The organism is Rhizobium tropici CIAT 899, assembly GCF_000330885.1.
Lineage (GTDB): Bacteria > Pseudomonadota > Alphaproteobacteria > Rhizobiales > Rhizobiaceae > Rhizobium > Rhizobium tropici.
Map to the genome: position 1 here is coordinate 3,132,518 of NC_020059.1, position 22,722 is coordinate 3,155,239.

General features: G+C 60.5%; 20 protein-coding genes. 7 read left to right on the forward strand and 13 right to left on the reverse strand.

The window, feature by feature from the left end; all coding sequences use genetic code 11:
• Positions 1-48 precede the first annotated feature (48 nt).
• Positions 49-597 carry an NADPH-dependent FMN reductase gene (locus RTCIAT899_RS15380; RefSeq protein WP_015341161.1) on the reverse strand — a complete coding sequence of 183 codons (549 nt, stop codon included), beginning with the start codon at positions 595-597 and terminating at the stop codon, positions 49-51.
• Positions 598-663: 66 nt separating this feature from the next.
• Entirely contained in the window at positions 664-2,037 is a 1,374-nt protein-coding gene (locus tag RTCIAT899_RS15385; RefSeq protein ID WP_015341162.1) for a GH1 family beta-glucosidase, read from the reverse strand.
• A gap of 235 nt (positions 2,038-2,272) precedes the next feature.
• Here RTCIAT899_RS15385 and RTCIAT899_RS15390 point away from each other — a divergent pair, with 235 nt between their 5' ends.
• Positions 2,273-2,677 carry a DoxX family protein gene (locus RTCIAT899_RS15390; protein ID WP_015341163.1) on the forward strand — a complete coding sequence of 135 codons (405 nt, stop codon included), beginning with the start codon at positions 2,273-2,275 and terminating at the stop codon, positions 2,675-2,677.
• A gap of 46 nt (positions 2,678-2,723) precedes the next feature.
• Here RTCIAT899_RS15390 and RTCIAT899_RS15395 read toward each other — a convergent pair whose 3' ends face one another.
• The 5 genes from RTCIAT899_RS15395 to RTCIAT899_RS15415 form a co-directional block, all read right to left on the reverse strand.
• A complete protein-coding gene (locus RTCIAT899_RS15395) occupies positions 2,724-3,911 on the reverse strand; it encodes a Gfo/Idh/MocA family protein (protein ID WP_041677984.1) in 1,188 nt (395 codons plus the stop codon).
• A 220-nt stretch (positions 3,912-4,131) separates the two neighbouring features.
• On the reverse strand, positions 4,132-5,184 hold the full coding sequence (locus RTCIAT899_RS15400) for a sugar phosphate isomerase/epimerase family protein (RefSeq protein WP_015341165.1): 1,053 nt from the start codon (positions 5,182-5,184) through the stop codon (positions 4,132-4,134).
• Between the two features lie 264 nt (positions 5,185-5,448).
• On the reverse strand, positions 5,449-6,396 hold the full coding sequence (locus tag RTCIAT899_RS15405; RefSeq protein ID WP_041677672.1) for a substrate-binding domain-containing protein: 948 nt from the start codon (positions 6,394-6,396) through the stop codon (positions 5,449-5,451).
• Between the two features lie 68 nt (positions 6,397-6,464).
• On the reverse strand, positions 6,465-7,475 hold the full coding sequence (locus RTCIAT899_RS15410; protein WP_015341167.1) for an ABC transporter permease: 1,011 nt from the start codon (positions 7,473-7,475) through the stop codon (positions 6,465-6,467).
• A 61-nt stretch (positions 7,476-7,536) separates the two neighbouring features.
• Positions 7,537-9,060 carry a sugar ABC transporter ATP-binding protein gene (locus RTCIAT899_RS15415; RefSeq protein WP_015341168.1) on the reverse strand — a complete coding sequence of 508 codons (1,524 nt, stop codon included), beginning with the start codon at positions 9,058-9,060 and terminating at the stop codon, positions 7,537-7,539.
• Positions 9,061-9,226: 166 nt separating this feature from the next.
• Between RTCIAT899_RS15415 and RTCIAT899_RS15420 the strand changes: the two genes are divergently transcribed.
• Together RTCIAT899_RS15420 and RTCIAT899_RS15425 are read left to right on the forward strand one after the other, a co-directional pair.
• Positions 9,227-10,252 carry a LacI family DNA-binding transcriptional regulator gene (locus RTCIAT899_RS15420; protein ID WP_015341169.1) on the forward strand — a complete coding sequence of 342 codons (1,026 nt, stop codon included), beginning with the start codon at positions 9,227-9,229 and terminating at the stop codon, positions 10,250-10,252.
• A 12-nt stretch (positions 10,253-10,264) separates the two neighbouring features.
• Positions 10,265-10,669 (forward strand): VOC family protein, encoded by a 405-nt coding sequence (locus tag RTCIAT899_RS15425; RefSeq protein WP_015341170.1) that lies wholly within the window; start codon positions 10,265-10,267, stop codon positions 10,667-10,669.
• On the opposite strand, the gene xylA is transcribed toward RTCIAT899_RS15425, so the two are convergent.
• The 5 genes from xylA to RTCIAT899_RS15450 all read right to left on the reverse strand — a co-directional run bounded on the left by xylA (position 10,660) and on the right by RTCIAT899_RS15450 (position 17,729).
• Positions 10,660-11,970: a xylose isomerase gene (gene xylA / locus RTCIAT899_RS15430; protein ID WP_015341171.1), complete on the reverse strand. Its 1,311-nt coding sequence runs from the start codon at positions 11,968-11,970 to the stop codon at positions 10,660-10,662. The two genes, RTCIAT899_RS15425 and xylA, sit on opposite strands and share 10 nt — an antisense overlap.
• 239 nt (positions 11,971-12,209) lie before the next feature.
• Entirely contained in the window at positions 12,210-13,667 is a 1,458-nt protein-coding gene (xylB, locus tag RTCIAT899_RS15435; protein WP_015341172.1) for a xylulokinase, read from the reverse strand.
• Between the two features lie 37 nt (positions 13,668-13,704).
• The gene (locus tag RTCIAT899_RS15440) at positions 13,705-14,730 is read right to left on the reverse strand and encodes a LacI family DNA-binding transcriptional regulator (protein ID WP_015341173.1); all 1,026 of its coding nucleotides are present in this window, start codon (positions 14,728-14,730) and stop codon (positions 13,705-13,707) included.
• 147 nt (positions 14,731-14,877) lie between these two features.
• On the reverse strand, positions 14,878-16,482 hold the full coding sequence (locus tag RTCIAT899_RS15445) for a DHA2 family efflux MFS transporter permease subunit (RefSeq protein ID WP_015341174.1): 1,605 nt from the start codon (positions 16,480-16,482) through the stop codon (positions 14,878-14,880).
• Between the two features lie 26 nt (positions 16,483-16,508).
• Positions 16,509-17,729: an HlyD family secretion protein gene (locus RTCIAT899_RS15450; protein WP_041677673.1), complete on the reverse strand. Its 1,221-nt coding sequence runs from the start codon at positions 17,727-17,729 to the stop codon at positions 16,509-16,511.
• 179 nt (positions 17,730-17,908) lie between these two features.
• Here RTCIAT899_RS15450 and RTCIAT899_RS15455 point away from each other — a divergent pair, with 179 nt between their 5' ends.
• From RTCIAT899_RS15455 to RTCIAT899_RS15465, 3 genes are all read left to right on the forward strand, one after another.
• Positions 17,909-18,589 (forward strand): TetR/AcrR family transcriptional regulator, encoded by a 681-nt coding sequence (locus tag RTCIAT899_RS15455; protein ID WP_041677674.1) that lies wholly within the window; start codon positions 17,909-17,911, stop codon positions 18,587-18,589.
• Between the two features lie 116 nt (positions 18,590-18,705).
• Entirely contained in the window at positions 18,706-19,545 is an 840-nt protein-coding gene (locus tag RTCIAT899_RS15460; RefSeq protein WP_041677675.1) for a GyrI-like domain-containing protein, read from the forward strand.
• A 157-nt stretch (positions 19,546-19,702) separates the two neighbouring features.
• Positions 19,703-20,446, forward strand: a complete 744-nt coding sequence (locus tag RTCIAT899_RS15465) for a TerC family protein (protein WP_015341178.1) — start codon at positions 19,703-19,705, stop codon at positions 20,444-20,446.
• A gap of 45 nt (positions 20,447-20,491) precedes the next feature.
• Here RTCIAT899_RS15465 and RTCIAT899_RS15470 read toward each other — a convergent pair whose 3' ends face one another.
• On the reverse strand, positions 20,492-20,902 hold the full coding sequence (locus RTCIAT899_RS15470; RefSeq protein WP_041677676.1) for a hypothetical protein: 411 nt from the start codon (positions 20,900-20,902) through the stop codon (positions 20,492-20,494).
• A gap of 360 nt (positions 20,903-21,262) precedes the next feature.
• Here RTCIAT899_RS15470 and gltX point away from each other — a divergent pair, with 360 nt between their 5' ends.
• Positions 21,263-22,720: a glutamate--tRNA ligase gene (gene gltX, locus RTCIAT899_RS15475; protein WP_015341180.1), complete on the forward strand. Its 1,458-nt coding sequence runs from the start codon at positions 21,263-21,265 to the stop codon at positions 22,718-22,720.
• Positions 22,721-22,722 lie beyond the last annotated feature (2 nt).

Sequence of the window (22,722 nt, forward strand, 5' to 3'; positions counted from 1 at the left end):
GGAGATTCCTACAGGAAAGAGTTGTAGATCTGCCGAAACCGGAAGAATTCATGCCTTGGCGGCTATCGCTTGCGCGAAGCGGCTGAGACTTGCGGAGAAAAGGCCGCTTTCGCGCGCCTCCAGCAGCATTGCGGCCTGTATCTCATCGCTCTTGCCGGCAACCGGCAGACGCAAGAAGGCGTCTTCAACGATATGCAGCGACATGGTCTGCAAGACGTCCGCGAGCTGTGCCAATACGAGATCGCCGCGATGCGACGCGTGAGCAAACATCAGCGGCTTGAACGGCACCTCGTCACGCGACACCAGCCAGTCCAGCGCGTTCTTGAAGCCGCCGGGTATGCCATGGGCATATTCCGGACAAGCGACGATCAAACCGTCTGCCTTGCGGATCTCGGCCGCAAATCTCTCAACGATAACTGGAGTTCGCTCACCCTCATTATCCGGATTGAAGACCGGCAGGTCGCCAATCAGATCGCAAATCGCAATGGTGATGCCTTCGGGGCAGGCGAGCTGCAGTGCCTCCAGCAGCCTGCGACTGGTCGAAGCGCGCCGCTGGCTGCCGCAAAGCGCATAAAGGGAGATCGGCCGCTGAGTCATACATGCGGTCTATCAGGCTTCGCCGATTCGGGCGACAGACACCCTCCCCTCAAGGGCCGAAGCGCATCAAACCGCTTTGTGATTGCCCCTCGGAAACTGGGAGGCAAGCTCCCTGTACCACTTGCCGCTCTTCTTGATCGTGCGCACCTGTGTCTCGTAATCGACATGGACGAGGCCGAAACGCATGCGGTAACCCTCCGCCCATTCGAAATTGTCCATGAGGCTCCAGGCAAAATAGCCGCGCATCGGATAGCCGTCCTTGATGAGATCCGCGACGACGCCCAGATGCTCGATATAGTAGTCGAGACGCGGCTGGTCATCGACCTCGCCATTAATGACGCCCATGTTGTAGCAGGCGCCGTTCTCGGTGATGTAGCACTCCGGCAGCTCGTAGCGCTTGTTGAGGTCCTCGACGACATGCTTCAGGCCGGGCGAATAAACCTCCCAACCGATATCCGTCCTCACGTCGCTGACCGGCGCCGCTTCCTTCGTCCAGGGGAAATCGCCGCTCTTGGAGGCGTCATCGAAGACGCGCATCGGCATGTAATAGTTCAGACCCCACCAATCGAGCTTCTGATTGATGATCTTCAGGTCCCCTTCCTCGATCTTGGGCATACGGTCACCAAGGGCCTCGACGAACTCCTTCGGATATTCGCCCTTGAAGATCGGATCGAAGAAGGCACCGTTGTGGAACTGATGGGCGCGCTCGACTGCTGCCAGATCTTCCGGACGATCCGAGCCCGGCAGGATCGAAGCGGCATTGAGCACGATGCCGACAGGCACCTTCGGCGCCACGGAGCGGATCGCCTCGACGCCGAGACCATGCGCAAGGTTCATATAGTGCATGGCGTAAAGGGCAGCCTGCATATTGCGCTCGCCCGGCGCATGGACGCCGTAGAGATGGCTCAGCCAGACGATGCACCAGGGCTCGTTGAAGGTGGCGACAGAGTCCAGACGATCGCCGAGGCGGGCCATGACGGTCTTGGCATATCGCTGGAAGGCATGCGCCGTCGAGCGTGCAGTCCAGCCGCCATCGCCGGCAAGTGCCAGCGGCAGATCCCAATGGTAGAGCGTCGCGAAGGTCTTGATCCCCCGCGCCTTGCAGCCATCCACCAGACGATCGTAGAAATCGAGGCCGGCTTCGTTCACCGGGCCGGTGCCTTCGGGGATGATGCGCGGCCAGGCGATCGAGAAGCGATAGGCCTCGACGCCCATGTCCTTGATCAGATCGAGATCCTGCTCCAGCCGGTTATAGTGATCGCAGGCGATGTCGCCATTATCGCGCTGATAGACGCGGCCGGGCATATTGGCGAAGGCATCCCATATGGAAGGCTTGCGGCCGTCGGCCTTTGTGGCACCTTCGATCTGAAATGCAGCGGTGGCAACGCCGAATGTGAAATCGCCTGGGAAGCGATCGGCAAGAAGCTTCGGATCGATCATGATGAAAATCCCGTCTGTTTTGGCTTCGTTGGCTGCGGTTTAGCCAACCCCGTTGGCAAAGTACAGTGTCGAATTGACGAAACTGCAACGTTACAGATGCCGAGAAACGCAGCCGGCTAACGGCTCTGTCCAGGGAGACTCGCGGTGCGATAACATCAATGTCAACAGTCGTGACTTGTCTTTTCGAAGCGGATCACGTGAGGGTAGCACTCAACTTGACGACGAAAGGACAGAAATGCTCGCTGCCGTCCACGCCCTCCATCCTCATCTGCTGAGTCTGCTGCGCATCGTCGCCTCTCTTGTGCTCTTCAGCTATGGAACGCAAAAAGTGCTGCATTTCCCGGTGGCCGAAAATGTGCCCGCCGTTGGATCGCTGCCTTGGATCGCCGGCCTGCTCGAACTCACTCTCGGCTTCCTCGTCCTGATCGGCTTCCAGACGCGCGTCGCCGCCTTCGTGCTGTCAGGCCTGATGGCCTTCGCCTATTTCCTTCGCCACGCGCCGCAAAGCTTCTACCCGGCACAAAACGGCGGCACCGCTGCCATCCTGTTCTGCTTCATCTTCCTGTTCCTCGCCAGCGCTGGCGCCGGCCCGCTGAGCGTCGACGCGCTGACGAAGCGCAAGCAGCAAGCTGCGGCCTGAACAAGCAGGCCCGAGGCGGTTCACCGCCTCGGGCCTCACATAAAGCTTAGAGCTTGACCCAGGCGCCGTTGCGCTTAGACGAGGCGACACAAGCCTCGACGAAAGCCACACCCTTCACGCCGTCGTCGACGGTCGGATAGATCACAGCCGGATCGACCGCCACGCCCTTCTTGCGGGCGTTAATGGCGCGCGCGGCTTCGGTATAGATCGTGGCGAAGGCTTCCAGATAGCCTTCCGGATGACCCGAGGGGATGCGCGAGACGCGCGCCGCGGCGGCACCTGAACCGGCGCCGTTGCGGGTAATCAGCCGCTTCTGCTCGCCAAACGGCGTGTACCACAGATAGTTCGGATCGGCCTGCGTCCACTCGATACCGCCCCTGGTGCCATAGACGCGGAGCTTCAGGCCGTTCTCGTGACCCGGCGCCACCTGGCTGCACCAGAGCATGCCCTTGGCCGGCTTTTCCGAACCCTTGGCCTTGAAGCGCAGCATCACATGCGCGTTGTCATCAAGGCGGCGGCCTTCGACGAAGCTGTCGAGATCGGCGGCGAGGCTGTCGAGCTCGAGGCCGGTGACGAAGGAAGCGAGGTTATAGGCATGCGTGCCGATATCGCCGGTGGAACCACCGGCGCCGGACTGGGCCGGGTCGGTGCGCCATGCCGCCTGCTTCTGGCCGGATTGCTCGATGTTCTCCGTCAACCAGTCCTGCGGATATTCCGCCTGCACGATGCGGATATCGCCGAGCTCGCCATTGGCGATCATCTCGCGCGCCTGGCGGATCATCGGATAGCCGGTGTAATTATGCGTGAGGATGAAGAGCGCGCCACTTTCGTCGGCCACCTTCTTCAGCTTCTTGGCATCGGCGAGATTGGAGGTCAGCGGCTTGTCGCAGATGACGTGGATGCCGCGACGCAGAAATTCCTTGGCGGCGTCATAGTGCACATGGTTCGGCGTAACGATCGAAACGGCCTCGATGCCGTTCTTCAGCTTGGCTTCGCGGATCGCCATGTCACGATAGCTGGAATAGGTGCGCGAGGGATCGAGACCGAGATCGAGGCCGGAAGCCTGAGCCTTTTCCGGCGAGGACGAGAGCGCACCCGCAATAAGATCGAACTGATCGTCGATACGTGCCGCAATTCGATGCACAGCGCCGATGAATGCGCCGGCGCCGCCGCCCACCATACCGAGCCGAATGCGCGGCTCCCGCGTCTGTTCCGATGATCCTTCGATTGCCATTTTGTCCTCCTGAGAATTGAATTGTTTGAACGCGATCGCCTGCCGCAATCGTCCCTCTCCCCGCCTGCGGGGAGAGGGTCAGGGTGAGGGGCCGAGCCTTCTGCAAGCTCTGAATTGGTGGAAATATCGAGAAGGCGCCTCATCCGTCCTCAAGCGATTTCGCTCAGCTCCATCGTTTGAGTCCATCTTCTCCCCGCAATTGCGGGGAGAAGGGTTTGGATTACAGCCCAAGCATGCGCCGGTTGGCCGCCTGGTCCGTGCCGCTACCGGCAAAATCGTCGAAGGCCTTTTCCGTGACGCGGATGATGTGTGCCTTGACGAATTCGGAGCCTTCGCGCGCACCGTCCTCGGGATGCTTCAGCGCGCATTCCCATTCGACCACGGCCCAGCCGTCGAAGTTGTTGGCGGTCATCTTCGAGAAGACGGCGCCGAAATCGACCTGACCGTCGCCGAGCGAACGGAAACGGCCGGCGCGCTCGACCCAGCCCTGATAACCGCCATAGACACCCTGGCGCCCGGTCGGGTTGAACTCCGCATCCTTGACGTGGAACATCTTGATGCGGTCCTTGTAGATATCGATGTTCTCGAGGTAGTCGAGGCACTGCAGGACGTAATGCGAGGGATCGTAGAGCATGTTGGCGCGCGGATGGTTCTTCACGCGCTCCAGGAACATCTCGAAGGTGATGCCGTCGTGCAGGTCTTCGCCCGGATGGATCTCGTAGCAGACGTCGACGCCGTTTTCGTCGGCATGGTTGAGGATCGGCGTCCAGCGGCGGGCAAGTTCATCGAAGGCGGTTTCGACGAGGCCCGCCGGGCGCTGCGGCCAGGGATAGATGAAGGGCCAGGCGAGCGCGCCGGAGAAGGTCGCGTGCGCCTTTATGCCGAGATGCTTCGACGCCGTCAGCGCCATCTTCACCTGCTCGACGGCCCATTCCTGGCGAGCCTTCGGATTCCCACGCACTTCCGGCGCAGCAAAACCGTCAAAGGCTTCGTCATAGGCCGGATGCACCGCGACGAGCTGGCCCTGAAGATGGGTGGAAAGCTCGGTGACTTCGACGCCGTTGGCACGGGCAACACCGGCGAATTCATCGCAATAATCCTTCGAGGAGGCCGCCTTCTTCAGGTCGATGAGCTGGCTTGCCCAGGTCGGAACCTGCACGCCGATATAGCCGGCATCGGCCGCCCATTTCGTGATCGAATCCCACGAGTTGAACGGTGCCGCATCGCCGGCGAACTGGCCAAGAAACAGGCCTGGTCCCTTGATCGTCTTCATCTGTAATTCCTCCCTAATCGCGTTCTGTAAACGTTTCCGATGCCTTTCGGACCCATATCCGAGGCGGCTGAGGTGCCGTAGCCTCCAAAAACTATGGGGTCGTCGGGCTGAAAGTCGAATGCCTTGCGACCTAATCATGGCACGCCGCAGACGGCAAGAGGTACGTGCCGCAAAATTTCCATCCACGTCGAGACGAGCCGGCACCACAGTTAAAAAACGCCCGCCGAAATCGGCGGGCGCCCTGGAAGATCAACCGAAAACCGATCAGAACGGTGAATCGGGGAAGTAGAAATCCTTGGCGTTGTCCTTGGTGACGAGCGTCGCATCCAGGATGTAGTTGCCGCGAACCGGAACCTGATCATAAAAACTGGCAGCCGTCAGCTCCATGGCGGTGCCGACCATTGCCGGCGGATAGAGCACGTCGACCGGGATCAGCTTGTCGCCATCCATGACCTTCTTGATCATGTCCTTCGAGCCGGCGCCGGCGACGATATACTTGATATCGGTGCGCTTGGCCTGCTCGATCGCCTGCAGAACGCCGACGGCCATGTCGTCATCCTGGCACCAGACGACATCGATCTTCGGGAATTTGGTCAGGTAATCCTGCATGACCTTGAAGGCGTCGTCGCGATTCCAGTTGCCGTACTGGCGGTCGAGAACCTTGACGTTCGAGCCGGCGATACCCTTGTCGAAGCCGTCCTGGCGCTGCTGATCGATCGGGATCGGCAGACCGCGGATGACGACGACCTGTGCATCCGGCGTGTTCTTCTTGATATATTCGCCCGCGACCTGGCCAAGCGCCGGATTGTTGCCGGCGACATAGAGGTCACGGACGGAATTGTCGTTGTTGCTCGGCGCACGGTCGACGAGCGCCACGAACTTGCCCTTATCCTTGACTTCCTTGATGGCGTTGACGAGCGGATCCGGATCCGACGGCAGGATCACGAGAGCATCGATGCCCTGTGTTTCAAGATCCTGTACCGCATTGGCCTGGCTCGCCGCGTCAGGTGAGGTCTTGACGATGACGTTCAACCCCGGATGCTCCGCCATCAAGAGCTTGGCGACGCGCTCGGCATGGAACACCACGCCCGAGGTCCAGCCGTGGTCGGCGGCCGGAATGGAAACGCCGATCGTCACCTTCTTGTCGGCGGCATGTACGGTGCCGGCCAGAGCCGCCATCACGACAGCCAAGCCTATGAGTCTTTTTCGCATGTTTCTTCCTCCCAGATAGAGACAGGGCCTTAGCATGACGACCGGGCGCCCCCTGACCCGGTTATTCACTATTTGCGGGCAAGCGAACGCTGAACCAGCATGGCGATGATGATAATCGCACCCTGGATGGCGCTCAGCAGATACTCGCTGATGAAATTGGAAAGCAGCATGATATTGCCGACGAGTTCGAGGATGAACGCGCCGCAGATCGTGCCCCACACCCTGCCCGCGCCACCCTTCAGCGCCGTGCCACCGACGACCACGGCGGTGATCGCCTGCAATTCCCACAGGCTGCCCGTCGTCGCCGATGTCGAACCGAGCCGCGGCACATAGAGAAGCACGGCGATGGCAACGCAAAAGCCCTGGATGATGAAGGCGATGGTTCGCACGCGATTGACCGCCACGCCCGAATAGCGGGCAACGTCACGGTTGGAGCCGACCGCAATCACATGCCGCCCATAACGGGTGCGGTAGAGAATGAAGGCCGCAATGCCGGTGACGACGAGGATGACCACGATCGGCACGGGCACACCGAGCACCGAGCCATAATAGGCGGGCTTGTAGAGCGCCTGAATATTCGCGGGCCGCAAGGTGATGGCACCGCCCTGCGACAGCCAGGTCGTCAGGCCGCGATAGACACCCATGGTGCCGAGCGTCGCGATGAACGGCTCGATCTTGCCCATGGTCGTAATCAACCCGTTGGCAAGGCCGCATATCAGGCCGGCAACGATCGAAAACAACACCGCCGCCGCCAGCATCATAGAGGGATCGGCAATGACGCCCGAATTCATGAAGAGGATCATCAGGCTGGCGACGAAGGCAACCATCGCGCCGACGGACAGATCGAGATCGCCCGCCGAAATAACGAAAGTGGCACCGACCGCGATGATGGCAATGAAGGCGCATCTCGTCGCGACATTGGTGAGATTGGTGATGCCGATGAAGTTCGGGTTGACCAGTGCGCCCACGATCAGAAGCAGCACCAGCGCCGCAAACGGCGCAACCGCCCTAAGATCGACATCCCGCCAGGAACGTCCGCGCCGGCCTGTCTTGCCGCTGCTGTCTTCACCCACACTCATAACCAAAACCAACCTCCCGTCCCATGATTGCTGGGAATTCGCCCTGCTCTCCGCCGCCCTTTCAGGCAGCCGTCTTTTTCTTCAGGCCCGCCGCATAACGCATGATTTCCTGCTCGGTGATCTCTTCGCCTTCGAGCACGCCCACGATCCGGCCTTCGCGCATCACGGCAACCCGCGTGCAGAGCCCGATGACCTCGGGCATTTCCGAAGAAATCACGATGATCGAATGGCCGTCGCGCGCCAGCGCGGAAATGAAATGATAGATCTGCTGCTTCGTCCCCACATCGATGCCGCGCGTCGGCTCATCAATGATGATGATCTGCGGCTCGGTCTCCATGATCTTCGCCAGAAGCAGCTTCTGCTGGTTGCCACCGGACATGCGGCCGGCAACAATATTTCCGTCCCTCACCCGGATGTCGAAACGGCGGCGCGCCCGCGCCAGCGCATCCGCCTCGCTGGAGGCGCTCAGATAGCCGAACTTGCCGTGCCGGTCGAGCGACTGCAGGGTCAGATTGACGACCATACCCGAATTCAGAAGCAGGCCCTTCGATTTGCGGTCCTTCGTCATGTAGGCAAGCCCGGCATCGATGGCTGCATGCACATCATGCGGAGGCACCGTTTGACCATTGGCAACGACCTCGCCAGACGCACGAGCGCGCAGGCCGACGATCGCTTCCATCAGCTCCGTGCGTCCCGAACCGATCATTCCGGAAAAGCCCAGTATCTCGCCCTTGCGCAGCTCAAAGCTCGCATCGTGGACGTAGCCGGTGGAAACCGAGGCAACGTTGAGCACGACCTTCTCGTCGACATCAGGCTCGTTCTTGGCCGGATAGAGGCTGGAAAGCTCGCGCCCGACCATCAGCTGGGCGATCGATTCGCCATCGAGCAGCGATGTTGGGGATGTCTTCACCCATTGGCCGTCGCGCAAGACCGTGACCCGATCCGTCAGCTCCATGACCTCATCGAGCTTATGGGAGACGAAGACGAAGCTCGTTCCCTGATCGCGCAGCTTGCGCACCTGCTTGAACAGGAAATTGGTTTCCTCGCGCGAGAGAACGGCGGTCGGCTCGTCCATGAAGACAATGCGCGCATCGCGGCTGATCGCCTTGGCGATCTCCACCATCTGCTTGTCGGCGATGGAAAGCGAGCTGATCACGGCATTCTCGTCGACATGCGACCCGAGAAGGTCGAGCACGCGCCGCGTTTCCGCGCGCATGAGCTTGCGATCGAGCACACCGAGCCGTGTAACTTCGCGCCCGAGAAACAGGCTCTCGGTGACGGTCAGATGCTCAGCGAGATTGAACTCCTGATGGATGATGACGATGCCGAGCGCTTCCGCTGCACCATTCGGCGGCAGCTTTACCGGCTTGCCATCGAGCAAAATCTCACCAGAGGTCGGCTGCTCGAAGCCGGACAGGACCTTGACGAGCGTCGACTTTCCGGCGCCGTTTTCGCCCATGAGCGCATGGATTTCGCCCGCCCGAAGATCGAAGTTGACGCTGAACAGCACTTGTACGCCACTGAAGGCCTTGGAAATCCCTCTCGCAGACAGCACGACCGCACCGTCGACGGCTTCCGAACCCATTGCATCCTCCCTGCGGTCCCACCCGCTTTCCACGGTATGTAAACCTTTACATACACCGTGTAAAGGTTTACATCATTGGATATCGTACAAAATTTCGCGGTTACCTTTGACCTCCACGTAAGTCTGTGTAGTCTCCAGCCCGAGACGAGACCCAAGGCAGAGCGCAGTGTCGAATTCCACGCCCGCAACTATCGAAGACGTCGCCCGAATTGCCAATGTTTCGATAGCAACGGTTTCGCGGGCCATCCATACACCGGAGAAAGTCGCCAATTCGACGCGGTTGAAAGTCAACCAGGCTATCGCCGTCACCGGTTATACCACCAATGCCATGGCGCGCAGCCTCAGACTCGGCCGCTCGAACATGATTCTGGTCGTGGCGCCCGATATCGGCGATCCCAATTTCTCGAATATCCTGATCGGCCTGGAAAACGAGGCGCGCTCGCACGGTTACGGCATCCTGATCGGACACACGCAGAACGACGCGCAGCGTGGCCTGGAATATCTCAAGTTCCTCAATTCCAACCAGGCGGCAGGTCTGATCCTCTTCACCGGTATCCTACCCTTCGGCCATCAGACGATGACGGCGCGGCTGCCGCCGAGCGTCGGCGTTTTCGAGCCTGTCTTCAACGGCGGCATTCCCTATGTCGGCGTCGACGATATTGCCGGCGCCCGCAAGGCCATCGACCTGCTGATTGCCGAGGGCCACCGCAAGATCGCCTTCATCGGCGATTCCCGCACCCGCCTCGCCTACAGCAGGCGGCGCATGGGCTACGAGGCCGGGCTGGATGCGGCCGGCATCGGCCACGACCTGCGCATCGTGCTTGAAGGCGATGGCACCATCGAGAGCGGTCGGCTCGCGGTCGAGCAGCTCTTCATGCGCGACACGCTGCCGACAGCTTTCATGTGCGTCAACGACCAGACCGCGATCGGCGTGATGATCGGCCTGAAGGCGCGCGGCTATGATATCCCCGAAGATTTCTCGGTGACCGGCTTCGACGACGTGCCGCAAGCCGTGTTCATGACGCCGTCGCTGACGACGATCCGCCAGCCGCGCACCGCCATCGGCAAGCATGCGATGGCGCTTTTGCTGGAACTGCTTTCGGATGGAGAGCCGCCCGAGACGGAGATCCTGTTGCGGCCGGATCTCGTGGTGCGAAATTCGGTCTCCGCGCCGCCGCGCCTCCGGCGATAGGCAAGCGCAGCAATGCCGCTCGGCAGAATCACTCTCTACGTCCGCGATGTCGAAGCGACGATCAGCTTTTACGAGAAGCATTTTGGGTTCAAGCCACTCCGTCTGGAGGGCGATCGGATTGTTGAGCTGCTCGCGCGGGATGGCGGTGCCAATCTGCTGATCCATCCGGCGGGCAAGGCGCAGAAAATGGGCCAGGTGCTGGTCAAGCTGGTCTTCGACGTCGAGCACGTCGAAGCTTTCCGCGCTCAGTGCGCGGAAGAGGGACTGGAGTTCGGCCCCGTGCACCAGGCCGACGGCTATGTCTTCGCCAATGCCAAAGACCCCTCGGGAAACCCCATAGCCATTTCCAGCCGCGCGTTTCGGCTGAAATCGGGAGGCGATGAACCACCGCCTCCCGAAGATGTCGATCAAACGTAACGATTGACGATGTTTTCCAGCAGTTCCTGCTTACCGGACTTCGGCTGCGGGTTGACGTCCTTGGTCTCGACCCACTGAGCGATCTGATCGAGCGAATATTCGCCGCGCAGCAGCTTCTGGCCCTCGGCCGAATCCCAGCCGGCGTAGCGGTCGGCGAGCGGCTTGGAGAGCGCCTTGTCCTCGATCATCTTGGCAGCAGCCTTCAAACCGCGGGCGCAGCAATCCATGCCGCCGATATGGCCGATGAGCAGATCTTCCGGATCGAGCGACTGGCGGCGCAGCTTGGCGTCGAAGTTCGTGCCGCCGGACTTGAAGCCGCCGCCTGCCAGCACCTGGTAATAGGCCAGCGTCATTTCCGGAACATTGTTCGGGAACTGGTCGGTATCCCAGCCGGACTGATAGTCGTTGCGGTTCATGTCGATCGAGCCGAAGATGCCGAGCGCATTGGCAAGCGCCAGCTCATGCTCGAAGGAATGGCCGGCGAGGATCGCATGGCCCTGCTCGATATTGACCTTCACTTCGTTTTCGAGGCCGTACTTCTTGAGGAAGCCGTAGACGGTGGCAACGTCGTAGTCATACTGATGCTTGGTGGGCTCCTGCGGCTTCGGCTCGATGAGGATCGTGCCCTTGAAGCCGATCTTGTGCTTGTACTCGACGACGAGATTGAGGAAGCGGCCCAACTGATCAAGCTCACGCTTCAGGTCAGTGTTGAGCAACGTCTCATAACCTTCGCGGCCACCCCAGAGAACGTAGTTTTCGCCGCCGAGCTTATGGGTAGCGTCGAGGCAGGTCTTCACGGTCGCAGCTGAGAAGGCGAAGACATCCGGATCAGGATTGGTCGCAGCGCCCGACATGAAACGGCGGTTGGAGAAGAGGTTTGCCGTGCCCCAGAGCAGCTTTACGCCAGTATCGGCCTGCTTCTTGGCGAAGTAGTCGACGATCTCGTTGAGGTTCTTGGTGTTCTCGGCAAAATTCTTGCCTTCCGGACGCACGTCGGCGTCGTGGAAGCAGTAGTAGGGAGCGCCGAGCAGGGTGAAGAATTCGAAGGCGACGTCGGCCTTCAGCTTGGCGGCTTCCATCGTCTCGTTGAACCAGGGGCGAAGGAAGGTCTGGCCACCAAAGGGATCGCCGCCCGGCCAGGTGAAGGTGTGCCAGTAGGCGACGGCGAAACGCAGATGGTCTTCCATGCGCTTGCCGGCGACGACTTCGTCCTTGTTGTAATAGCGGAAGGCGAGCGGATTGGTGCTGTCCGGGCCTTCGTATTTTACCTTGCTGATATCACCAAAAAATCCGGTGCTCATGTCTCATCTCCTTGGGTTGGTGTTTCGGTATCGTTGTTCTTTTCATGCGGCGCTGCCCCTTACCCTAGCCCTCTCCCCGCTAGCGGGGAGAGGGGACGACCTCTGTATCCTCGCCGAGCAAAGCGTTAGGGACGGACAGCAGTTGCCGCCATCCCCTTCTCCCCGTCAAAACGGGGAGAAGGGGCCCGCCCTTCGACAAGCTCAGGAGGGCGGATGAGGCGCTTGCACTCCGCGCTGCTTCAGTGTCCCGACAGCGGCTTGATCGCCGGATAAACCGCCCGGTAGCGCTTGTAGGCATCCGCATAAGCATCCGTCAGCGACGCAACCGGATCGATCGTGCCGGCCATCCGCGGCGGGGTGCAGACAGCGACCGGATCGGCGCCCGTCGCGGCAATCAGGCCGAGACGGGCGGCACCGAAAGCGGCGCCGAAATCGCCGTCCGCCGGCAGATCGACGGGCACGCCGAGCGCGGTGGCGATCGAGGCCAGCCAGTAGCGCGAACGCGAGCCGCCACCGATGGCGGTTACGCGCGCAATATCCGTGCCGGCAGAGCGCAGCGCTTCGAGATTGTCGCGAATGGCGAAGGACACGCCTTCGAGCACGGCCTGGGTCAACACGGCGCGGCCGCTTTCATGGCCGAGACCGATGAAGGCGCCGCGGATCGTCGCGTCATTGTGCGGCGTGCGCTCGCCCGAGAGATAGGGAAGGAAGGTTACGCTGGTCGGCGCCTTCAGCGTCTCACCAAGCTCGGCGGTGAGTTCGGCGGCGGACTTGCCTGTCACATGCGAATGCCAGTTGAGCGCATCGGTTGCCGAGAGAATGACGCCCATCTGATGCCAGGTGTTGGGCAGCGCGTGGCAGAAGGCATGAACGGCGCTTTCCGGCTTCGGCAGATAGGAGCCGTTGGCGGCGAAGAGGACGCCAGACGTTCCGAGCGAAACGAAGGCCGCACCATGGCTCACCGTGCCCATGCCGCAGGCCGAAGCTGCGTTATCCCCTGCCCCGCCGGCAACGACGACATCGCCGCCGATACCCCATTTCGAGGCCAACTCGCCACGCAGCTTGCCCGCAACTTCGGTGCCTTCCACCAGCGTCGGCATCTGCCTCTCATCAAGATTGGTCGCGGCCAGCAGCTCTGAGGACCATTTGCGCTTGCCGGTATCGAGCCAGGACGTGCCGGCCGAGTCGGACATTTCCGACATGTGCTCGCCAGTGAGCCAAAGTCGCAGATAATCCTTCGGCAGCAGCACCCAACGCACTCTAGCGAAAATTTCCGGCTCATGCTTGGCGACCCAAGCGAGCTTCGGCGCCGTGAAGCCGGGAAAGACGATATTGCCCGTCAATGCCCGGAAGCGCGTGTTAGCATCGAGCGCGGCAGCCTCGTGATAGCTGCGCGTGTCGTTCCAGAGAATGCAGGGACGCAGCACCTTGTCATTGGCATCGAGCAGCGTTGCGCCATGCATCTGGCCGGAAAGGCCGATGCCGCGCACGGCTGCCAGCTCCTTCGGATGTGCGGCCTTCAGTCCGGCAACGGCTTCTTCCGTCGCGCGGATCCAATGCGCGGGATCCTGCTCGGACCAGCCGGGATGCGGACGCGATACGTCGAGCCCGCCATTGGCGGAGCCGATGATCTTCTGATTGCCGTCGATCAGCATCGCTTTGACGCCGGACGTTCCGAGATCGAGACCCAAATACATCAGATATTACTCCCTATGCTCTGCCGCGTTCGAATGTTCAGGGCAGATTATCTTTCAAGAAAATGTCGAGCCGTATGCGCTCCTGATCGGCAATCACGGCCTGGCCGTCGGCGGTCGCCTTCATGACGCGGATGGCGCTGCGGACCTCATGGCCGGCATCCTGATTGAGGACGGCGTCGATCGTGCCGTCCAACAGCGCCGCCCGCGTATGCCGCGTCAACTCGTGCACGACCACGGTCAACTCACGCTCGGGCCGTACGGCTTTCAAGGCCGCTATCAGACCACGGTTGCCGGCGCCGAGGCTGTAGATGCCGATAATGTCCTTGTTTTCGGACAGCGCCTTGGAGACAAGCGATCTGGCCCGCTCGGGATCGTCACGTCCTTCCAGCACGGGCAGCAGTCGGAGCTTGGGAAACTCTTCTGCCATCACGGCGGAAAAGCCCTGCAGGCGCTCGCGATGGTCGCGCACCAGCATCGAGCCGGCGAGAACGGTAAGATCGCCTTCACGACCGCCAAGGAACCGCCCGAGCAGCCGTGCGGCAGTCCGTCCGGCGGCAATATTGTCGATACCCGCATAGTGATGGCGGGTGGAATCGGTAAGATCCGAGACCAGCGTTATGACGGGAATACGCTCCGACACGAGACGGCCGACGGCGGCCCTGACTTCCGGCGCGTCGGTTGCCACGAGAGCGACACCGGCGATATCCTGCCCCTGCAAGGCGTCCAGCGCCGCGACCAGCGCCGACACATCGAATGGTGGCACCTCGACGATGCGGATGTCCGTGCGCTCTATGCTGGCCCGCAAGGTTGCCTGATGCACTTCGAATCGCAGCCCGTGCATGAAGGAATTGTCGCCCGTCGGCACGACGAAAACGAGAGGATAGACCCGGCTCTTGGCCAGATTGGCAGCTGCGACATCGCGGATATAGCCGATTTGCCGGATCGCGGCTTCCACCTTCTCCCGCGTTACCAGCCGCACACCCGGACGCTGGTTCAGGACTCGGTCCACCGTGGCGAGGCTGACGCCCGCAGCGGCGGCGATGTCATGCACAGTCGGTCTCATGAGTTCCTCCTGCGGAAACCCTTACTGCGATTTCTGATGTACGTAAATCAAAAATTTCGGACAGTCGAATTTTTTCAATCGATACCCCAAACGAAAAAGGCCCCTCGCGAGGAGGGGCCATGCCTTGGGAGCATTATAAGAGCCGGATTAGTGGCCTCCGCCGCCACCGCCGCCTGCGGCATTCGGCTTGCTGATCATCAGAACGCCGAGGATCATCGCGAGGAACAGCACGGTCAGCATCAGGAAAATATCCCCGAAGGACATGACGACCGCCTGCCGCGTCGCCATGTTGACCATTTGCTTCAGGGCGGCCTGGTCGCCGTCCAGTCCCGCTGCATTGAAGCTGGCGGCCATGTTGTTCAATTGGGTAACGGCGGCATGGCTGCCCCAATGAACATGGTCGCGCAGGTTGAAATAATGCTGGTCCTGCCTGTTCGTCAAAAGCGTGTTGATGATCGCGAGACCGACGGCACCGCCGAGATTGCGCGTCAGATTGAACAGGCCGGACGCGCCGCGCATGCGGGCGGGCGGCATGGTTCCGAGCGCGATATTGTTGATCGGCACCATGCACAGCATCAGACCGAAACCGCGCAGGATCTGTGGGATGAGCAGCTCCCAGAAGTCCCAGTCCACCGTCAGGTGCATCATGATATAGGTGCCGGCCGAGAAGCTGGTGAAGCCGATGATCATCAGGATGCGCAGATCGACCTTGCTCGACAGGAAGCCCGCCAGCGGCGCGGTGAAGAACATGGTGAGGCCGGAGACGAACATCGTCTCGCCGATCTGCAGCGAATCGTAGCCGCGAATGCGCGCGAGATAGAGCGGGTAGATATAGGTGAGGCCATAGAGGCCGATGCCCATGACGAAGGAGAACACGGACCCGAAGGAGAAGTTCTTGTTCGTGAAGGCCCTGAGATCGACGACGGGGAAATCGACCGTGAAGGCGCGGTAGAAGAAGATCACGGCACCGATGGCGGAGGCGATGGCACCCGCAACGATATAATTGTCGTTGAACCAGTCGTTCGTATTACCCTCCTCAAGCACATATTCGAGCGCGCCGAGGAAAACACCCATCGAAATCAGGCCCCACCAGTCGAACTTCTTGAAAAGCGCCAGCTCGGGCTTGTCGAAATCGATGAAATTCCAGGTGACGATGGCAACGATGATACCGGGTGGAATGTTGACCAGGAACAGCCAATGCCAGGAAAACGCGTTGGACAGATAGCCGCCGACCGTCGGGCCGATCGTCGGCGCGAGCGTGGCGATCAGGCCGATAATCGGCGAGACGACGTTGCGCTTGGACGGCGGGAAGATCGTGAATGCCGCCGCAAAGACCGAGGGGATCATGCCGCCACCGATGAAGCCCTGCAGGGCGCGGTAGATGATCATCTGATCGATGTTGGTGGCGGTCGCGGCAAGCGCGCTCGCTGCTGTGAAGCCGGCAGCTGAAATCGCAAACAGGTAGCGCGTCGAAATGATGCGTGCCAGCGTTCCAGACAGCGGGATCATGATGACTTCGGCGATCAGGTAGGCCGTCTGAACCCAGCCGATTTCATCCGAGCCGGCGCTGAGGCCTGCCTGGATTTCGCTGAGCGATGCCGAGACGATCTGAATGTCGAGGATCGACATGAACATGCCGAGCACCATCGCCAGAAAGGCGATAAGCTTTCTCGTGTCGATATGATCAGCCGCAGGCGCGGCAGAGCCGGCCGCGCGTGGGGGCGACCCGGCTGTAGTGCTGGCGGACGACATGGCGCGCCTCTCCCGAGCTCGATCGTTTACTTGTCCGGCGCCGTGCGGGTATCGACGTCGACGACGACGCTGAGGCCTGCGCGCAGACGGCCGGTATTGAGCGCATCCTGCGGCAATGCGATGCGGACAGGCACACGCTGAATGATCTTGGTGAAGTTACCCGTCGCGTTTTCCGGCGGCAGCAGCGAGAAGACCGAGCCGGAAGCCGGCGAGATCGACTCGACGGTGCCGACGATCGGGTGGTCGCTGAAAGCATCGACGTGAACATTGACCTTGGAGCCGGGAACCAGATGCTGGATCTGCGTTTCCTTGAAATTCGCGTCGATATAAAGCTGCTTGGTCGGTACGATCGCCATCAGCTTCTGACCGGGAGAGACGAGATCGCCTTCCTGCACCGAGCGATTGCCGACGATACCGTCATAAGGCGCCTTCAATACGGTGAAGGACAGGTCGCGAGCGGCTTTGTCACGAGCGGCTTCCAGGCCCTTGATCGTGCTCTCGGCCTGACGGCGCTGAGCCTGCAGCAGGTTGATATTGGCCTGCGCGGATGCGATGGCGGCGTCGCCGCCGACCAGATTTGCCTTGGCCTGATCAAGCGCGATATTGGCGCTGTCCAAAGCGGCCGTGGTGCCGACCGACTTCGATTGCAGTTCGGCAGCGCGCGTCTGGGTGATCTGGGCGCCGCGGACCGTGGCTTCCAGGGCAACCTTCTGTGCCTGCGACTGGGCAAGGGCTGCCTGGCCGGCAGCGATTTGTGCATCGATGGTATGGAGCGAAAGCTGTTCGGTATCGAGCGAGGCCTGAGCCTGGCCAAGCGCCAGCTTGTAGTCGCCGTCATCGAGCGTTGCGAGCACGTCGCCGGCCTTGACCTGCTGGTTGGCCACAACGTTTACCTTGGCGACATAGCCCGTCACCTTCGGCGAGATCGTGGCGATATCGCCGCCAATATAGGCATCGTCGGTGGAGACCATGAAGCGGCCGTTCGTCCACCAGTCATAGCCATACCAGCCGCCTGCTGCGAGTGCCGCGACGATGACGATGGGAAAAACCAGGCTGCGCCGCTTCTTCTCCGGCGGCGGTGGGGCCGCAGGGGCCGGAGTGGCAGGCGCAGCCTGGGCGGGAGCAGGATTGCCGCGCGTCTCGGCAAGAGGAGCATCCGCGGGCGCACCGGTTTCCCGGGCTTCCACATCTGCATCAGCGGGCTCGTTCACGATACGCGCTACATTGTTTCCATGACTTGACGACATTTCCTACCACCGAAATCTGGCAAATTAATCGAACCGAACGGTTCGGTTCAATTGACATAAAGCCTTTTTCACTCCATATCAAGATACATCGAACTGAGCGGTTCGATTTATTTCGCGAATCTGTTTAAGATTCAGAAAAAATGATCGAGTATCGCGTAAAGGAGACAGTGAAAGAGCCGATGAAACACGAATCCCAAAATGCCGCTGTGTTGAACGCGCCCGCACCGGGCTCCGGTGGACGTTGGGCAGCCGGCGAGGACCCTGCCAAGCGCCATCAGATTCTCGAAGGCGCCAAGCGTGTCTTTATGAAAATGGGCTTCGATGCGGCGAGCATGAACGATGTCACCCGCGAGGCGGGCGTTTCCAAGGGCACTCTCTACGTCTATTTCGCCAACAAGGAAGATCTGTTCGCCGCCATGATGGAGAGCGAGCGCACCCATTTCGTCAACCTTGTGCGCAATGCCCTTTCAGACGAAGCGGATGTCACGACATCGCTTTATGATTTCGGTATCGTCTTCGTCACGCACGTCACCTCGGATAAGACCATCAGCGCCATGCGCACGGTCATCGGCGTGCGCGAACGCATGCCCTCGCTCTGTCAACGCTTTTTTACCGGTCCGGAAAATCTGCGCACGGTGCTGCGCGGCTTCCTCGAGCGGCAGGCTGCCATAGGCCATCTCAAGATCGACGACTTCGACATGGCTGCCCGCCACTTCCTGGAAATGGCCAGCGGCGGCTATTTCAAGCTGCGGCTCTTCGGCGACATGGAAGAGCCGCCGTCTAAGGAAGAGATCGACTATGTCGTGCGCGGCGCCGTGCGGGTTTTCCTGGCGGGCTACGGTCCGGATCGCAGGGATTAGGATGATCAGGCCTCTCCTGCCGTCCGCGGGCGTGTAGTAATTCAACTCCGCAATAGCGATCAAGCGTCGCCAATGTCGGGAGCCTATGACTGGCCCGGCAACCAGGGGAGTTGAAAATGAGCGCGATCGGCAGAGCGATATGGTTTATCGAAAGCCATTTTAAATCCGACATCTCGCTCGAAGAGATCGCCGAGATAGCCGGGCTGTCGCGCTTTCATCTTTCGCGCGTCTTCGGCATGACGACGGGCCACTCGATCAGCAGCTATATCCGGAGCCGCCGCCTTAGCGAAGCGGCTCTTGTACTGACGGACGGCTCCTCCTCCATTCTCCAGGTTGCCCTCGATGCGGGCTATGGTTCGCACGAGGCTTTCACCCGTGCCTTCCGCGAGCAATTCGGCATGACGCCGGAAAACCTGCGCAAGCAGGGGCACGTTCGCAACCTCGCTCTACAGGAACCGATCAGAATGGACGACACCCGCCTTCCCAAACTCGAGGCACCGCGCTTCGAAAGCCATCCCGCAATGCTGCTTGCCGGCCTTGCGGAAACCTATGCCTATGAGGCGACACAGGCCATCCCCTCGCTCTGGCAGAAATTCAACCAGTATTTCGGCCATATTCCCGGCCAGATCGGCAATGTCGCCTATGGCGTCTGCACCCAGGCGGAAGAAGGTAGCGAAAGCTTCCGTTACATGTCGGCAGCCGAAGTTTCCGCCGCGGACGGCCTGCCCGAAGGTTTCGCGACGACGAAACTGCCGCAACAGCGCTACGCGATCTTCACGCATCGCGGCCATATCTCCGGTATTTCCAGCACCGTGGATCAGATCTTCAGCGAATGGCTCCCGCAATCGGGCCAACAACACGGCGGCACCCCGGATATGATGGAACGCTATGACGACCGCTTCGACTCACGCACGGGCACGGGCGTGACGGAAATCTGGATCCCCCTCAAAGCCTAGAAACCAAGCCTGGGAACAAGAACTGGAAACAAGGCTGCCGCCATGAAAATGGCGGCGGCGCTTGTACGAACCATGACACTCCTTACATTACGGCCATTCTGGAGAGGCCATGCTGGGGGTCAGCATTGGCAAATGCTGATCAAAGGGGGCATCGTCAATGGATATTGTGGGGCTGATACAGGACCCGGGGGCGTGGGTGGCACTCGTCACGCTCGTCGTCATGGAAGTGGTCCTCGGCATCGACAACCTCATCTTCATCTCGATCCTGACCAACAAGCTGCCGGCCGAACATCGCGACAGAGCCCGCAAGATCGGTATCGGCCTCGCCCTTATCATGCGCCTTGCGCTGCTCGGAACCGTCGCCTGGATCGTCCAGCTCACCCAGCCGGTCTTCGAAATCTTCGGCCAAGGCTTCTCCTGGAAGGATATGATCCTCATCGGCGGCGGCCTCTTCCTTGTCTGGAAGGCGACGAAGGAGATCCATCACAATGTCGATCCGCAGGAACAGGGTGAGGATTTCATCGCCAAATCCACCACCTCGACCTTCGCTTCGGCGATCGGCCAGATCCTGCTGCTCGATCTGGTCTTCTCGATCGACAGCATCATCACCGCCGTCGGCATGACGCCGCACCTGCCGATCATGTTCGTCGCGGTCATCGCCGCCGTTACGGTCATGCTGGTCGCCGCCAACCCGCTCGCCAATTTCATCGAGAAAAACCCGAGCATCGTCATGCTGGCGCTCGCCTTCCTGCTGATGATCGGCACGACGCTGATCGCCGAAGGCATGGGCGTGCATGTTCCCAAGGGCTACATCTACGCCGCCATGGCCTTCTCCGCTCTGGTCGAAGTGCTGAACATGATGGCGCGCAACCGTCGGAAAAAGACCTCAGGCAGCCACTAATCGGGAAAGCCGCCCCCATGATGAGGTGCGGCTTCATCACATCGATCAATCCTGGACGTGCACGTCGACCCATTCGCCGATATCGCCGCGGCCATAAATGTCGACCTTGATCCAGACGTTGCCGCGAACGATATAGTTCCCGGCATCATCGGCGATATTGCCGTTTGCCAGCATGGCTTCCAGCTTCTGGCGATTGGAGGGCAGTGAGAAGAAACTGTCGCCCTGGTCGCCACGGTCACGGCGGCGATAGGCGTGATAGTTGGCGCGGTCCTGGCGGATGATCTGCCAGGGTGCCGTCAGGCGCTCGCCCTTGGAATTATAGAGATCGTCGTTGCCAATGTAGGCGCGATAGGATTCGATCAGTTTCGCCGAGCCATCGCGCGTAATAGTCGATTGGGCAGCGGCGGCGTCGGCCATCGAGACCGCCAATAGCAAGCTCAAAATTAGTTTCTTCATGGGATCCCCGGAATGAACGATTGAAAACCTATTTCGCCACTGCCGCGAAAATTGCAAATCAAATTGGGCAAGCGTAAGGCTTTTCTCCTGAAACACTTACGAAGTGTAAAGACGCTTCGTGAAATTGGAAGGCAGGCCCTTTTCGATGCATCACGGCGTCCTCGGTGGCTCTGCCTGCCCTCGCGGCGCAGTTTCCCTTGACGTCACCCCTTGAATATGGCCTAAGGCCAGCCATACGGAAAACGCTGATAGAAGCGGCAAGACGCCCTTTTCCGGCCGGTTTCCTGATCCAGATAGACATTTTCGGCTGGACGGCGCTTGTCCCAAGCGCGGCCCGGCCTTTTATGACGGGCAAACAAGATGACCACTTCAGGCGTTCGCGTCCGCATCGCACCCTCCCCCACCGGCGAGCCGCATGTCGGCACCGCTTACATCGCGCTGTTCAACTATCTTTTCGCCAAGAAACACGGCGGCGAGTTCATCCTGCGCATCGAAGATACCGACGCGACCCGCTCCACCCCGGAATTCGAGACGAAGGTGCTCGACGCGCTGAAATGGTGCGGCCTGAAATGGTCCGAAGGTCCGGATATCGGCGGCCCTTACGGCCCCTACCGCCAGAGCGACCGGAAAGACCTCTACAAGCCCTATGTCGAGCAGATCGTCACGGCCGGTCACGGCTTTCGCTGCTTCTGCACGCCGGAGCGCCTGGAAAAGATGCGCGAGGCGCAGCGCGCAGCCGGCCTGCCGCCGAAGTATGACGGCCACTGTCTGAACCTCTCGGCCGAGGAAGTGACCTCACGCGTTGCTGCCGGTGAACCGCATGTCGTGCGCATGAAGATCCCGACCGAAGGCTCGTGCAAGTTTCATGACGGCGTCTACGGCGACGTGGAAATCCCGTGGGATGCCGTCGACATGCAGGTCCTGCTCAAGGCCGACGGCATGCCGACCTATCACATGGCCAACGTCGTCGACGACCATCTGATGAAGATCACCCATGTCGCGCGTGGCGAGGAGTGGCTTGCCTCGGTGCCGAAGCACATCCTGATCTATCAGTATCTCGGCTGGGAGCCGCCGGTGTTCATGCACCTGTCGCTGATGCGCAATGCCGACAAGTCGAAACTGTCGAAGCGCAAGAACCCGACCTCGATCTCTTATTACACCGCGCTTGGCTATATCCCCGAAGCGCTGATGAACTTCCTCGGCCTGTTCTTCATTCAGATCGCCGAAGGCGAAGAGCTCTTGAGCATGGACGAGCTTGCCGCAAAATTCGATCCGGAAAACCTCTCCAAGGCCGGCGCGATCTTCGACATCCAGAAGCTCGATTGGCTGAACGGCCGCTGGATCCGCGAGAAGCTGTCGGAAGAAGAGTTCCAGCATCGGGTACTGACTTGGGCGATGGAAAATGATCGCCTGAAGGAAGGCCTGAAGCTGTCGCAGTCGCGCATCACCAAGCTTGGCGAACTGCCTGATTTGACCGGCTTCCTGTTCAAGTCCGACCTCAACCTCGATCCTTCCGCCTTCGCGAAGATCAAGTCGACGCCGGAAGAGCTGCTGGAAATCCTGAACACCGTGCAGCCGGATCTGGAAAAGATCCTTGAATGGAATGTCGAGACGATCGAAGCCGAGCTGCGCGCCATTGCGGACCGCATGGGCAAGAAGCTGAAGGTCATCGTCGCTCCGCTTTTTGTCGCCATATCGGGCTCCTCGCGCTCCCTGCCGCTTTTCGATAGCATGGCGATCCTCGGCCGGTCCGTCGTCCGCCAGCGGCTGAAACTTGCCGCGCAGACCGTTGCGACCCTCGTCGGCCCGAAGAACTGAAC